This window comes from Rothia sp. P5766 (assembly GCF_048513555.1).
Classification (GTDB): Bacteria; Actinomycetota; Actinomycetes; order Actinomycetales; family Micrococcaceae; genus Rothia.
The window spans coordinates 129,085-143,690 of sequence record NZ_JBLXXS010000003.1; the positions used below are offsets into that span (position 1 = coordinate 129,085).

Annotated in this window: 12 protein-coding genes and 1 tRNA gene; all 13 read left to right on the forward strand. The window is 54.7% G+C overall.

Features of this window, described 5'->3' with window-relative positions:
- Positions 1-132 precede the first annotated feature (132 nt).
- Entirely contained in the window at positions 133-633 is a 501-nt protein-coding gene (locus ACN08V_RS02605; protein WP_419099873.1) for a hypothetical protein, read from the forward strand.
- A gap of 125 nt (positions 634-758) precedes the next feature.
- Positions 759-830 (forward strand) — tRNA-Gln (locus ACN08V_RS02610).
- A 65-nt stretch (positions 831-895) separates the two neighbouring features.
- Positions 896-2,377, forward strand: coding sequence for a bifunctional UDP-N-acetylglucosamine diphosphorylase/glucosamine-1-phosphate N-acetyltransferase GlmU (gene glmU / locus ACN08V_RS02615; protein ID WP_419104438.1), 1,482 nt, complete (start codon positions 896-898; stop codon positions 2,375-2,377).
- On the forward strand, positions 2,377-3,360 hold the full coding sequence (locus ACN08V_RS02620; RefSeq protein ID WP_419104439.1) for a ribose-phosphate diphosphokinase: 984 nt from the start codon (positions 2,377-2,379) through the stop codon (positions 3,358-3,360). Before glmU ends, ACN08V_RS02620 begins: the two co-directional genes overlap by 1 nt.
- Positions 3,361-4,531: 1,171 nt before the next feature.
- On the forward strand, positions 4,532-5,425 hold the full coding sequence (locus ACN08V_RS02625; RefSeq protein ID WP_419104440.1) for a glycosyltransferase family 2 protein: 894 nt from the start codon (positions 4,532-4,534) through the stop codon (positions 5,423-5,425).
- Positions 5,422-5,970: an acyltransferase gene (locus ACN08V_RS02630; RefSeq protein ID WP_419104441.1), complete on the forward strand. Its 549-nt coding sequence runs from the start codon at positions 5,422-5,424 to the stop codon at positions 5,968-5,970. The genes ACN08V_RS02625 and ACN08V_RS02630 overlap by 4 nt, the downstream gene beginning before the upstream one ends.
- Before the next feature lie 12 nt (positions 5,971-5,982).
- The gene (locus ACN08V_RS02635) at positions 5,983-6,996 is read left to right on the forward strand and encodes an NAD-dependent epimerase/dehydratase family protein (RefSeq protein WP_419104442.1); all 1,014 of its coding nucleotides are present in this window, start codon (positions 5,983-5,985) and stop codon (positions 6,994-6,996) included.
- Entirely contained in the window at positions 6,997-8,001 is a 1,005-nt protein-coding gene (locus tag ACN08V_RS02640; protein WP_419104443.1) for a CgeB family protein, read from the forward strand.
- Positions 7,992-9,089 carry an RNA-binding protein gene (locus tag ACN08V_RS02645; RefSeq protein ID WP_419104444.1) on the forward strand — a complete coding sequence of 366 codons (1,098 nt, stop codon included), beginning with the start codon at positions 7,992-7,994 and terminating at the stop codon, positions 9,087-9,089. The genes ACN08V_RS02640 and ACN08V_RS02645 overlap by 10 nt, the downstream gene beginning before the upstream one ends.
- A 5-nt stretch (positions 9,090-9,094) precedes the next feature.
- A complete protein-coding gene (locus tag ACN08V_RS02650) occupies positions 9,095-9,817 on the forward strand; it encodes a cytidylyltransferase domain-containing protein (RefSeq protein ID WP_419099866.1) in 723 nt (240 codons plus the stop codon).
- A gap of 6 nt (positions 9,818-9,823) precedes the next feature.
- Complete coding sequence (locus ACN08V_RS02655) at positions 9,824-12,067, forward strand: N-acetylneuraminate synthase family protein (protein ID WP_419099865.1); 2,244 nt, start codon at positions 9,824-9,826, stop codon at positions 12,065-12,067.
- The gene (locus ACN08V_RS02660; protein ID WP_419104445.1) at positions 12,058-13,188 is read left to right on the forward strand and encodes a glycosyltransferase; all 1,131 of its coding nucleotides are present in this window, start codon (positions 12,058-12,060) and stop codon (positions 13,186-13,188) included. The genes ACN08V_RS02655 and ACN08V_RS02660 overlap by 10 nt, the downstream gene beginning before the upstream one ends.
- A complete protein-coding gene (locus ACN08V_RS02665) occupies positions 13,185-14,396 on the forward strand; it encodes an O-antigen ligase family protein (RefSeq protein WP_419104446.1) in 1,212 nt (403 codons plus the stop codon). The genes ACN08V_RS02660 and ACN08V_RS02665 overlap by 4 nt, the downstream gene beginning before the upstream one ends.
- Positions 14,397-14,606: the final 210 nt, after the last annotated feature.

Below are 14,606 nucleotides of genomic sequence, written 5' to 3' on the forward strand. Positions count from 1 at the left end.
GGCAGGTGTCTTGCCTAAACAAGAGAGATTGAGCGGAGTGCAATGATAAGTTTTGGGGTTTCCTCGCTACTGAGAAAAGTGGGGGATCGAACAGATCCTGAACCGGATCATGCAGATACAAAAAAAGAGGTCTTGTTCGTCTGTACCGGTAATATAGCCCGTTCCGCCAGTGCCCAATATCTGGCAGAGGCAATGCTAGAGGATGGCTCTACTTGGACTTTTAATAGTGCCGGTACCGGTGCAATGGTCGGGGCAGGGGTTGCCCGCCATATTGATATCGAACTCGCTCAACGTGGTGCTCAGTACGATCAGCACCTTGCCAAACAAATCACGGAACGCCTGGTCAGAGAGTCAGCTCTTGTGCTGGTCATGGAGAAAGAGCACCTGGACTGGATCGTGCATGAATGGCCCCAGTACCGTTCAAAGGTTCACCTGCTATGCCAGATGGCCAGGGTGCAGAAGCAAGCAGGCAAGCGCGTTGACCCGGTAGCTTTCATGATGCAGTATGACGAAGAACCTCTTGCCCAAGACGAGGTTGCTGATCCTTACCTGCGTGGACCAGAGGCCGCCAAGGTAGCTGTCCAGCGAATTCAAGAAGCACTGGATATTGTCGTGCCCTGGCTAGGGAATTAGCAATTTATCAGCTACCCGGTAGCTTTCAGAAAGTTCTTATTTAGCACCCTAACTTTATCTTTGCTACTATGGTCTAAGTCTGCTCCTGCTCAACCCAGCATGGGACTGAGCTAGGGCAGCCCTATTCCGCCATGGTGTAATTGGCAACACAGCGGCCTTTGGAGCCGTTATTCAAGGTTCGAGTCCTTGTGGCGGAGCTCAACCACCCCGGTGCCTTCATGGCATATTTTTGGGGTATCACTCACTTGAGGAGTTCCATACAGTGACAGTAGTTACATCAGCCCCATCTGCCGTGATCGTTCTGGCTGCGGGGGCCGGAACCCGTATGAAGTCATCAACTCCCAAGGTTATGCACCCTATCGGTGGTCGCTCCATGGTGGAGCACGCTGTTGCCGTGGCGCGGGAACTTGAACCCAAGAACCTTGCCGTTGTTGTACGTCACCAGCGTGACAAGGTGGCTGAGCATGTCACCGCCTTTGATGAGCAGGTCACCATCATCGATCAGGACGAGATTCCCGGAACCGGCCGCGCTGTAGAGGTCGGCCTGCTGGGCCTTGATTCCGAAGTGGGTCAGGTAGAGGGCACAGTTGTTGTCACCTACGGCGATGTTCCCCTGCTGAAGACCGAAAGTCTGCGTAAGCTGATCGCTTTTCACGAAGAAGGCAAAAACGCTGTCACTGTTCTGACGACACACCTTGAGGAGCCCGGCTCCTACGGCCGTATCGTCCGCAACGAATCAGGCGAAGTCACTGCTATCGTTGAAGCTAAAGATGCCACCCCTGAACAGCTTGCCATCACCGAGATTAATTCTGGTATTTATGCTTTCGATGCCACTGTTCTGCGTAACTCGCTAACCCGCGTCACCACCGATAACGCTCAGGGCGAGAAGTACATTACCGATGTCCTATCCATTGCTCGCGAAGACGGCCACCGCACCTCGGCACTCGATATCGAGGACCGCTGGGAGGTAGAAGGCGCTAATGACCGTGTTCAGCTGGCTCAGCTGGGTCGCAAACTCAACGACCGCATTACTCATGGCCACATGGTCGGTGGTGTCACCATTGTTGACCCAGAGAGCACATGGATTGATGTCACCGTAACCATCGAGAACGATGTCACCATTCTTCCCGGCACGCACCTCAAGGGAACCACCCACATCGCTACCGGCTCCGTGATTGGCCCAGACACCACGCTCACCAACGTCAAGGTAGGGGAGAAGGTCACTATTTCACGCACCGAAGGCTACGACTCAGAAATTGCAGACGGTGCAAGTGTTGGCCCCTTCGCCTACCTGCGCCCCGGCACCAAGCTCGGTGTCAAGGGTAAGATCGGTACTTTCGTGGAAACCAAGAACGCAGAGATCGGTGCCGGATCTAAGCTCCCCCACCTGTCCTATGCTGGCGACGTCACCATCGGTGAGAACTCCAATATTGGAGCCGCTTCAGTGTTCGTTAACTATGATGGTGTGAATAAGTCCCGCTCAACCGTGGGAAGTAACGTTCGCATGGGTTCAGACAACATGTATGTTGCTCCCGTAAACATTGGTGACGGGGCGTATTCTGGTGCTGGAACCGTTATCCGCAAGGACGTACCCGCTGGGGCTCTTGCCATCAACGAAGCTCCCCAACGCAATATCGAGCGCTGGGTCATTGAAAAACGCGCTGGAACAGAGGCTGCCCAAGCCGCCGAGTCGGCTTTGGCGCAGCAGTCGGCACAGCCTGAAAAGGAAAGCGATAAGCAGTAATGACTGAGATTACGAATCCGGGCGAAAAGAAGATGGCCTTGGTCTCCGGGCGTGCCCACCCCGAACTGGCTGAGCAGATTGCTGCTGAGCTAGGAAACGAGGTTCTTCCCTCATCTGCCTACACTTTTGCTAATGGGGAAACCTACGTCCGATTCAACGAATCGGTACGCGGTAAAGATGCTTTCGTGATTCAGTCTCACCCGGCACCCATTAACGATGCCCTCATGGAACAGCTGATTATGATTGACTCGCTCAAGCGAGCATCCGCCCGTTCCATTACTGTTGTTTCTCCTTTCTACCCTTACGCCCGCCAGGACAAAAAGCATAAGGGCCGCGAGCCCATCTCAGCCCGTCTGGTTGCAGATCTTTACAAGACTGCTGGTGCTGACCGTCTGATGAGCGTTGATCTGCACACCGCCCAGATTCAGGGCTTTTTTGACGGTCCTGTGGATCACCTCATGGCTATCCCGCTTCTTGCTGAGCACGTTGCCAGCAAGGTAGACGCCTCAAACGTTACTGTTGTTTCCCCCGATACCGGCCGTGTACGTGTCGCTGAGCAGTGGGCAGAGCTCCTGGGCGGTGCACCTCTGGCTTTTGTTCACAAGACCCGCGATATTAACGTGCCCAACCAGGCTGTTTCTAAGACCGTGGTGGGCGATATCAAGGGCCGTACCTGTGTTCTGATTGATGACATGATTGACACCGGTGGCACTATTGCCGGTGCGGTCAAGGTCCTTAAGGACAATGGCGCTAAGGACGTTATTATCGCGGCAACCCACGCGGTTTTCTCTGAGCCTGCTGCTGAAAGGCTAAGCCAGTGCGGTGCTAGCGAGGTTGTTGTCACTAATACCCTGCCACTGCGCCCCGAACAGAAGTTTGAGAACCTGACCGTGCTTTCCATTGCCCCCCTGCTGGCACGCGCTATCAAGGAAGTCTTCGATGAAGGCTCTGTCACTAGCCTCTTTGATGGTCGGTCAAACTAATCGTCCTGGAATACCTCACTAGTAAGAGCTAATAGAAATCTTTCATAATGTGCGGTAGCAGCTAGCCCATCCCAGGTGCTCAGCTGGTCGCCATTGTGGTTATCACGACACCTACAGCGAGATTCAGGTCGAGTATTGTCTTAGCTTTAAGATGACGCGGGTATACGCAATGTGATCTCAAGCAGTGAAAGGTGCCTATTGCACCCAAAGGCAAACTTGGGTTCGCAAGAGGTGAGAAGGATCCTAGACCAGTCTTGCTTAGGCGCAATTCGGTACCACTGACCACAATCGTCGGATCGTCTTAGACTCGACAATCGGCTATTAACGTAGCCTTTTTGGCTCCAACCAGACTCTTTGCGCTTGGTGGAATCCCTGGAACACTGGTCCTCCACGGACAATATCAATAATATTATCCTGGTTAATTATTTTTTTTGCGAGATTTGTTCTTTGAATAATCTGGGTAGATTATGGAAAACTGGCTTATGAATTCACGGATATTCGAGGTGTATAGTTCTTCCCTCAATATCCTTTTGAAAGACAGGTTTCGGCAATGCACATGAGGTGAAATGTAGGCTGGTAAATAGTGATCTCTGCGACTGCTGAGAACTCACTTATTGAGCTTCCCACTATCCGGGCCTGGGATACTAAGATAGCGGAGGCAGTGTGTTCTTGCAGTGTGGTGGATTTTAGCTCAAGTCCTGAAGCGCCTGCTTTCGAACTAAAAGTAGCAATGGCCGCGATGAGCATATTTTCGGAACTGCTCTTACCCCTGAATACAAATATCCTAGAGCGCCAAAGTGGTATTGCTCAGGCTTGTTATTTGTCTTAGAGACCCCAGTATATTTGTGTATCGGGTGAGTTGTTTTCCTTCCAATCCCTAAACTTATTATTCTGGCGTGTAGCTCTCCTTATGGCTTTCGAACAGGAGAAGTTGCGAAGATTTTATCACTTGAAAGGAGTCGTTCATACAGATATTTTATGAGGTAGAGGTAACAACTAGAGCAACTACAATCCCCAGGATATCGAATAATTGACGTGTAAAATGGTTCAAGCAACTTGCATTAAAATTTTACATGTTAACAGCTGTCTATCGCTCTTCGCGTGATAGATCAGGGGAGAAAGGTGCCCTGATCACCCTCATCCTCATCCCGACCACCAGCGGAAGGAAGCGGTGTTGGATATTTCTATCGTTATTCCGCACTACGGTTCAGCGGAGCCAACCCTTGAACTTATCGATGCGCTGAAGCACCAAGATACCGGCTACTCGTTCGAGATTATTGTTGCGGACGATTGCTCACCTGAGCCCTTTCCCCAGACCGAGGCAGTGCGCCTTGTCTGCCGGGAGACAAACGGCGGGTTTGGTAGCGCTGTGAACTCAGGGGCTGCCGTGGCCACCGGCCACTGGTTGTTTATCCTCAACAGCGACCTGACTATCAAGCCTGACTTCTTACAGGCTATGGTTGATTCCGGTGAACGCCTGGGGCATGCTCTGGTCAGCCCCCAGGTAGTTGACCACAAGGGTATTGGCCAGTGGGTGGGCCGTGCCTTCCCCACGACCTTTCACTATGTGTGGGAATGGTTCACCCCCTTAGCGCGTTTCCGCTCAAGCAGCTTCTGGCACCGTATGGTGGGCCATGACCTCAAATGCACAACCGGAGCAGTCGTTGAAACCGATTGGGTTATCGGTGCCTGCATGATGCTACCGACAGAGCTGTTCCTGGAGATCGGTGGCTTTGATGAGTCATTCTTCATGAACTGTGAAGAGGTAGACCTGCAACGCCGCCTGCGTGACCGGGGGGTTCCCCGAGTCTTTGACGGAACGATTACGGTCGAACACCTTGGTGGCGGTTCCAGCGGTGACAGTACCCGCCGCCGCCGTTGGCTTCTTGAGTCTCGCTTTAGATATGCACAGAAATGGGATGAGCAAAAGAAGCTCATCGTTGCTTTGAAGCTGACCAGCTACGCTAACTTTGCCGTGAATAGGATTCGAGAAGTCCGGAGTCCCGGAGTTAAGGCAAAAGAAATACTGAACCAGGAACTCTCCTATCTCAAGGTGGCATCATGATAAGACGAACTATCGTTGAGAAAATACCTTCCCTGCGGTGGAAAACATCTAGCCTGATTTCTCGAAGGCTCTATTCGGCAGCATTCAAAAAGTTTGGTGAAAAAAGCGTCATTGTTTCGCCCCTGAAACTTAGAGGCCTAGAGAACATCAGCCTTGGTAAAAATGTCTCTATCTTTGAAGGGTGCTGGTTGCAGGCTGAAGCCGAGGGGGAACTAATGATAGGGGATAGCGTTTACGTCGGCCACCGGTGCCATATCCACGCCTATGACCAGGTTTCCATCGGATCCAATACAGTCATTGCTGATAACGTGCTGATCAACTCTGCAGAACATCTGAAAGAAAACCTGGCTCAGGTACAGGGAACAGGTCCTATCACAATCGGTGAACATGTCTTTATCGGCCAGAATGCAGTGATTCTTGGTGGTGTAACGATCGGTGATAATGCGGTTGTGGGAGCGGGTGCCGTCGTCACTAGAGATGTGCCTGTGGGTGCCACCGTAGCTGGTGTTCCAGCCCGCGCCATCACTTCTCCATCTAACGCTTAGAAAGTTAATCTTATGAAAATTCTTATTACCGGCGGCGTCGGTTTCATCGGCCTTAAGGTAGCAGCCCACCTGGCAGAGCAGGGGCACACCCTTCTTGCCCTCGATAACCTCCTTGAACAGGTCCACCAGGATATCGAGGCAGAAAAAGCGAAGTTCCCCGGTGAGATCATCGTGGGGGACGTGTCCGACCCAGCAGCCTGGGAAGCCCTGGAACCGGCCGATGCAATCATTCACCTGGCCGCTGAAACCGGCACCGCCCAGTCCATGTACGAAACCGAGCGCTACCGCCGCGTGAACGTGGAAGGTACCCGCCTGGCAGCCCAGTACGCCGTTAAATGGGATGCACCGCTTATCTCGCTCAGCTCCCGCGCCGTCTACGGCGAAGGCTTCGAAGACCGCGGCACCACCGAAAACGATGACCACAACCCCCTCTCCGTCTACGGCGAAACCAAGTCCCAGGGCGAGCAGGCTGTCCGGGAGGTCACCAGCGGTCAGGTCCCCACAACTGTTATTCGCCCCCAGAACGTCATCGGCCCCGGCCAGGCCCTGCACAACCCCTACACCGGTGTTCTTGCAGCCTTCCTAGCCCGCCTCCGCGAAGGTAAAAACCTCTCTGTCTACGGTGACGGTACCGCAACCCGTGACTTCATTCACGTAGAAGACGTCGCCCGTTTCATCGTCTGGGCTTTGGAAAACTCCCCGGCTATCGAAGAGTCACCGCGCACTCTGAACCTGGGTTCCGGTGAGCGTATCACCCTGGACCAGCTGGCACAGTTCTCTATCGACGCTGTCCCCGGCGGTTCACAGTCCGTTATCGAGCACGTTGAGATTAAACGAGCTGGCGACATCAACCACGCCCTGGCCGATATGAGCTTTGCCTACTCTCTCGGGGCCCCCAAGGCCCGTTGGACCGCACGCCAATCTATCGCTGATTTCATTCAAAAGTCTTGGACCGTTCCTGGCGCGAAAAGCGAAGCCTGGGATACCGCTCTTGAAGAACTTACCGAACGAGGGCTAGCCGAATAAATGAAGCAACCAAAACTTCTTTTGGTCTCTCCTGTTTTCTACGGCTACTGGAAAACAATTGCTGATTCCCTCAGCAAGCAAGGCTACGAGGTCATTAGTCACCTGTACGATGTGCCCACTAACCTAGCTGAGCGCGTACGGAACAAGGCCCTGCACGATCTGCCGGAGCGTTTCCGGCCGGCATCGTTCGAGAACCTTGTAACCCATAAAGCCATCGCACGGCTTACCCAAGAGCACCCCGATATCGTTCTGGTTGTCAAAGGCGACCAGCTAGGCGATGCCTGGTGGCATTCCCTCCAGGAATCCTGCACCCGGTACGCTACCTGGATGTACGACGAGTTCCGACGTATGCGCTACTCAGATAAGGACTTCGATCTGGGGGTGCTCGGCCCCATAGCCAGCTATAGCCCTTCGGACGTCCAGAATCTTAAAGGCCAGGGTTTTGATGCCGTGGAAGTACCCCTTGCATTTGACTCTGCCATGCATTTCAGGCCTCAGCCAAACCACGACATTACATTTGTGGGGGCCCGTTACCTGGGGCGCGAACAGATGCTGAACCAGCTGCAAGGCGCTGGTGTCCCCGTGAAAGCCTACGGAAAACAGTGGTCGCGTCACTGGTGGGACGTTGCACGTACCCGGAACTTGAAAGACTCCGGTGTGCCTGCAGGCCGCGACCTGGACCGGTCTGAGGCCTATGGCCTGATGGCAGGTTCCCCCGCAACCCTCAATATCCATGGGGATCAGGATGGCTTCACCATGCGTACCTTTGAGGCATCCGGTGTGGGCGGTCTACAAATCATTGACCGTACCGACGTTTCACGCTACTACGAGGTCGGAACCGAAGTCCTGGCATACGAGTCTGGGGATGAGCTCATTGAACTGTGCAAACGCATTTTGGCGGACCAGCAGTGGGCACAGCAGATTCGCGAGGCTGGGCAGAAACGTACCTTGGCCGAACACACTTTTGACCATCGTATCAAGGCCTTGGAGGTGCTGTGGAAGTAACCAAGTATGGTCTGAATATTCCCGAAGACCTAGCCACCTGGTACGAGTGGCAGCAACAGGCCGACGGTCTACGTAGGCTCAAAGGAATGGTACGGAATCTGCCCACGATTGTTTCGGGTCTGGTTTCAGGTTCTGGTGCTCCTGACGAGGCGGAGTTGGTCAGCGGGGTCCTTCACGTTCGCGGCAGTGAACCCCAGGTTCTGGTGGTGCTGGATTCAACTTCACCTACCACTATGAGTTCTTTGGTGCGTCCCTTGGAGTTTCTCACCGATCTTCCAATGGCAGTATTTGCGCTACAGGATGTCAGCGATCATCTACCCGGTCAGGGCTGGGCAACTCAAACGATTGTTGAAGCAGAGCTTTCCGAACTATGCACAGTGCAACAGGTACTGGCCGCAGGGCACTACTTACCACTAGGTGCTGCCGCCTACCGTTTTGCCCGTCAACAAAAAGCCACCTACCTGGTGGTTCAACACGGACTTATTACACCTTATGCCCCCCCGCTACCTGCCAACTGCACTTTGCTAGCTTTTTCTGATGACGACGCACGGTTTTGGATTTCAGGACGAAGCGATGTGGACTACCGCGTGGTAGGTTCGCAACTCTTCTATGATGCGGCGCAGAGAGCACCTCAGATTGCTCAGCACCCACTTCAAGATCGGCCTGTTTTCTTAGGCCAAATGCACGGGGCAGAACTACCCCGCGCCTCCTTTGCACGCGCTGGCTACACTTTTTGCCGTCAGCACGGAGCCAGGTACAGGCCCCATCCCGGTGAAAAAGATAAATTATCTGTACTTACCCATAGGTTGTGGGCCAAAATGGGTGTAGAGATAGATTCTTATCATCAGCCCCTCAATACGCTGAATTCCCCGGTGGTCTCTGTATTTTCAACAGGAGTGCTAGAAGCCGCTATTCGCGGGGTTCCAGCTTGGGTCTACCACCCGCATCCGCCGCAGTGGTTGCAGGATTTTTGGGGGCGCTACGGCATGAGCCCCTGGGGGAGCGAACCGACCCCGGCACCTCAGCTTCCGAGCCGTGAACCGGCGGAAACCATCGCACATATCCTCACTCAATCATTGGAGAACTAGACAGCATGCGTATTCTTTGCGTGATACCCGTTCGCGGCGGGTCTAAGGGAATCCCGCGCAAGAACCTCAAGCCTATCGCTGGGAAACCGCTGGTTGCCTGGACCATTGAGCAGGCTCTTGAGGCGCAGAAAGCTCTGGCAGGTGAACATACAGTAGACGTTGTGGTGTCCACCGACGACGCCGAACTAGCCGATACTGCCCGTGAATACGGGGCAGAGGTGCCCTTTATCCGCCCGGCCCACCTGGCTAAGGACACCACCGCAACCGAACCGGTGATTGAGCACGCGATTGACTTCTACACGCAGGACGGCAGACGGCCGGATGCGGTTATGCTCTTGCAGGCCACCAGCCCCGTCCGCCTACCCGGCACCCTGGAACGGGCTATCCGCCAGTTCGCAGACTCAGACTCGGACTCCATGGTGGGGGTTATCCCCATCGGCCCCTTCATCTGGGCGGCAACAGAGCCTCCGACAGCCCAATACGAAGTCATGAATCGGCCTCGCAGGCAGGAACTCACCCGTGAGACCTTCCGCTACCGCGAAAACGGCTCCATGTACATCACCAGCACAGAGCTCTACGAAAGCCTCCATAACCGTCTGGGCGGAAAGATTGAGCTCTTCATTCTCGATGAGGTAGAAGGCGTGGACATTGATGCCATGATTGACTTCTCCCTCGCTGAACACCAGCTTCTTACCACCCTCGCACCCTCGCACAAGAAAAAAGGCTAATCCCCCATGATTATCGAACGTAACATCACCCCCTACATCGTTTTCTCAGAGGACCCGGTTTTAACCGCCCTCCACAAAATCTCCGCTAACGGCCAGCGCATCATTTTCCTGGTCAATGAATCCGGCGTTCTCAAAGGCTCGCTATCCGACGGCGACTTCCGGCGCTGGCTGATTGCCAACCCCACCGCCTCGCTGGAAACCAGCGCCCTTGACGTCGCTCACCTGGGCGTCAAGACCGCACCGGTTGGTTCTGAGCCCGCTGAACTTCAGAAGGAGTTTGCCAAGGGGATTAGCCACCTTCCCCTGGTCGATGAGCGCGGCCACCTGGTCGCTATCGCCATGGATGAGCAGAACGTCCTGCGTATTGGCCGCACCGAGATCTCCGAGGACTCACCAGCCTTCATCATTGCTGAAATCGGCAACAACCACCAGGGCGACGTTGACCTGGCTAAGCGCCTGGTAGACCTGGCCGTTGATACCGGTGCCGATGCTGTTAAGTTCCAGCTTCGTGACATGGACGCTCTCTACCGCCAGAAAGGCTCCAAGTCAGCAGGCGAGGACCTGGGCGTTCAGTACACCCTCGATTTGCTCTCTCGTTTCTCCTTCACCGTAGATCAGATGTATGAGGTCTTCGACCATGTCAAACAGCACGACATGGACATCATGTGCACCCCCTGGGATGCCCCCTCCGTACAGGCTCTGGTGGATTACGGTGTACAGGGCCTCAAGGTTGCCTCAGCAGACCTAACCAACCACGACCTGCTCCGTGACATGGCCTCACGGGGCCTGCCCATGCTGATCTCAACCGGCATGAGCCGCGAAGAAGAGATCCGTGAATCGGTCAAACTGCTCCGTTCACTCGGTGCCTCTTATGGGCTACTCCAATGCCAGTCCACCTACCCTGCGCCCTTCAAGGATGTCAACCTGGCCTATATGGACCGCCTGGCAGAAATCGGCCAGTGCTTGGTTGGCTACTCCGGCCACGAACGCGGCTATCATGTACCCATCGCTGCTGTTGCTCGCGGTGCCAAGATTATTGAGAAGCACTTCACCATTGACAAGACCCTTGAGGGCAACGACCATACCGTCTCCCTGCTGCCCGAAGAGTTCAAGGCTATGGTCCAGCAGATTCGTGAGGTTGAGGAGTCCATCGGTACCGCCGCACCCCGCCAAGTATCCACAGGTGAGCTTATGAACCGTGTGAACCTGGCTAAGTCACTGGTGGCTACCCGTACTATCGCCAAGGGCGAGGTCGTCACCGAAGCCGACGTTGAGGTCAAGTCACCTGGCCGTGGCCTGCAGCCCAACTACCTGCCCCAGCTCCTGGGACGCACCATGCAGCGCGAGGTTGAGGCCGGCTCCTTCTTCTTCGAGGGCGATCTCAAAGACGACCTGGTGACCCGCCGCGACTTCAAATTTGACCGCCCCTGGGGCCTGCCCGTTCGCTACCACGACTACAAGCCGCTGATTTCAGAAGCCAAGCCTGACTTCCTTGAATTCCACTTCAGCTATAAGGACCTGGAAGTCAACATTGACGATGTCTTTGACCGCAAGTTAGACATGTCATTCACCACCCACCTGCCCGACCTCTTCGCCGGGGACTTCCTGGTAGACCTAGCCTCACGCGACCAGGAAATCTGGGAACGCTCCATTGCCGAGGTCCAGCGCACCATCGACATCACCCGCGACTTGACCCGCTACTTCACCCTAGATGATGACCCGGTCATGGTTGTCACCATGGGCGGTTTCACCAAGGACGGCCACATTGCCCCGGCCGCCCGTGCCGACAAATACGAGCGTATCGGCCAGGCCCTGGCTAAGCTGGACACCTCCGGCGTGCGAATTGCTGCTCAGACCCTGCCCCCTTACCCCTGGCTCATGGGTGGCCAGCAGTACCACAACCTCTTCCTTGACCCCAAGGACACCGCAGAGTTCTCCGATACCTACAACACCGCCCTCTGCCTGGATATCTCCCACACCATGCTGGCGGCTAACTTCCTCAAGATGCCGCTGTCAGAAGCCGTGGACCTGCTGGCCCCCCGCTCTATCCACCTGCACCTAGTTGACGGTGTGGGCGTGGACGGCGAAGGCGTCCAGGTGGGCGAAGGCGACGTGGACTGGGCCGCGCTGGGCAAGCAGCTGCGCGAACTTACCCCCAACTCATCCTTTATCCCCGAAATCTGGCAGGGCCACGTCAACAACGGTGAGGGCTTCTTCACTGCCCTGGATAGGCTGGAAAAGTGGCTGTAAACAGCGACCTACCGGTGGCGCTTCACTGCGTTCCGGTCCCCGATTTTGGTGGTGTAGCCCGGCACATCAGCGACCTCGCTGAGGTCGGGCTACCCGGCTACCGCCTGGTGGTTCTCTGCCCGCCAGGGGAGCTTTCCGTTCGACTTAAAGAACTCGGGGCTGAAGTACGCCAAGCTGATTTTGGGCCAGCTGCAGGATTCTCAACTTCCCGGGCAACCCTCAACACCGTCATTGACGAACTCAAACCAGCAATCGTGCACAGCCACCTGGCTTATGCGGATGTGGTAGCCGCTGCGACCGTGAACCTACGCAAGGTCAACAAGATACTGCGCAGGGGCACCCATATACCTCGGGTATTTACAACCGAACACGGTATTGCCGGGGAAGACGCGGTCTACCACGGTACTTCTTGGCGCTCGCGGGTGATGGAGCTGGTGCACCGCGTGCGTTTGTGGGGGACAGATGGCTTGCTGGCTGTTTCTCAGTCCACCGCTGACCAGATGAAAGGTAAGTGGGGTGCTCGTGGGGTTGCGGTGGTTTATAACGGCCTTGATACAGCTCGGGTCGCCTCAGCCGTTGAAAGCTGCCGTGTTCAGCCTGCCCCCGGTGCTTTGCGTGTGCTATCGCTTTCTCGACTAGCTCCTGAGAAGGGGCTGGACGTACTGGTGGAGGCTTTCGCCGCTGTTCGTCAGGAAATTCCGGGGGCTACCTTGGAGATTGCCGGTAGCGGTCAACTGAAAGAAGACCTACAGAAACAGGTTGCAGAACTCGGGCTTTTGGGCTCCGTGAGTTTTCCCGGCTTTGTGGACCCCATCGAAGCTATGGGCCGATCAGACCTGCTGGTTCAGCTCTCGGTCTGGGAGAACTGTTCTTATACCCTGCTGGATGCTAAAGCAGCCGGGCTAGCTCTTGTAGCAACAGCGGTTGGGGGCAACCCCGAGATCCTGGACGGTAAGGAGCTTGTGCCCTCGCTCAACCAGATGAACCGCCAGGTCGCCGCAAGAACGGTTGCCCAGCGCATGGTGCAAACTACCGGGGCGCAGAAAGACTTTGAATGGACATCTATTTCACGCATGGCCGAGGGCATCGTGAGCTCATATAACAAGGGTAGGGAACTGTGAGCCTTCCAGATACACAGGAACAGAAGAGTAGCGCCGAAGAGAGACTGAGCAGATTTACCGCTGCACTGGGCCAAGAAGCAAAGATTCTTGCGGAGGGCACAGGCTCCTTGGTAATGGTTGAAGTAATCACCGGTGCTTTTCTGGTAACAATGGGGGTCCCTTTCTTCGGCTTTCCCATGGGTCTGATATTTCTTGTTGTCCTGACCTTCTTGCGGATCAGCAAACCTTCACGTTTTGATGTGCCTAATCGGAGTCTTTTTGTAGCCGTACTTCTTGTAGGTCTAACCTACGTGGCCATTACGTCACTCAACGTCGGTATCTCAACCCCTGACGATGTGGGTAGGCGTCTAGCGCGTATCTCGATTCTGATTGCAGTTCTCTTGCTGATCGCTGACCGCCGTATCGATTTCAGGTCGCTAATTTTGGGTCTAGCTATTGGTTTAGTGGGCAATGCGCTTGCTTTCTACGCCGGTATCGCACCGGATAACTATAGTGGTGCGCTAACAGGTTGGCTGAATGATAAGAACGTATCCGGCCTCCACTACGGCATTATCCCCATTTTGATGTTTGGTCTCTTCCCCAAAAGAAGCCATCGTATTATCACCTTGCTTGTTTTCTTACCAATGCTGTGGGAGACCGGTTCCCGCACCAGTATGGCGGGCTTACTCATTGGTGTTTTGTGGATTCTGTTTGCTCAGAAAGCAAATATCGTGGTGAAGTTTGGTCTGGGGGCTTTTGTGGCCTGGCTCTTCGAATGGCTTCAGACAAACTATGCGGATAACCCCATTTTCGGTGATCGGGCCGGTAGCGACCAACTAAGGGCGCGTATCGATGAGGCCTCCTGGGAGAAAGTCTCTTCGGCCCCCTGGTCAGGCTGGGGTATGGGTCAGGCAACTGTGAATATTCAGGACCATAGGTTTTTCTTCCACAATTCCTATTGGACCCTTCTGGTCGAGGGCGGTATTATCTGGCTTGCACTGGTCGCGGGGCTAACCCTGCTGGCTGTATTTATGTGGAAGCAACACGGAATTGTAAAGGGCCAACGCGTCTTGACTGCCGAAGCGGCAACTGTATTTCTTGCTATTTGTAGTTGGCGGCTGGGCGAAGTGATGTTGACCTTGCCATGGGTTTTTGCTGTTGGCCTTGCCCTGAGCTTGACTGCACGGCCAAAAAAGCAGGGTGCAGAGAAGAACTTCGTTGTAACTTAGGGCAACCTAGAAACAGCTGTTTATTTCATAAGAGAATGCAACTGGCGCCTTGGAAAACTTGCCTGGTAAACTTTTTGCCTAAGGCTATCCCAGTGTATCATTATTCACCGAACTCAGAATATTCTGGGGGTTTGGGGCAGTCGAGCATTTGCTTTCATCGCGGTAGTAGCAATGGCCTACATCAGCTACCAGCTACTAGAACGCAGACTC

Coding starts and splice junctions, on each gene's coding strand:
- ACN08V_RS02635 (WP_419104442.1), top strand. CDS start 5,983: ATGAAAATTCTTATTACCGGCGGCGTCGGTTTCATCGGCCTTAAGGTA.
- ACN08V_RS02620 (WP_419104439.1), top strand. CDS start 2,377: ATGACTGAGATTACGAATCCGGGCGAAAAGAAGATGGCCTTGGTCTCC.
- ACN08V_RS02640 (WP_419104443.1), top strand. CDS start 6,997: ATGAAGCAACCAAAACTTCTTTTGGTCTCTCCTGTTTTCTACGGCTAC.
- ACN08V_RS02655 (WP_419099865.1), top strand. CDS start 9,824: ATGATTATCGAACGTAACATCACCCCCTACATCGTTTTCTCAGAGGAC.
- ACN08V_RS02630 (WP_419104441.1), top strand. CDS start 5,422: ATGATAAGACGAACTATCGTTGAGAAAATACCTTCCCTGCGGTGGAAA.
- ACN08V_RS02650 (WP_419099866.1), top strand. CDS start 9,095: ATGCGTATTCTTTGCGTGATACCCGTTCGCGGCGGGTCTAAGGGAATC.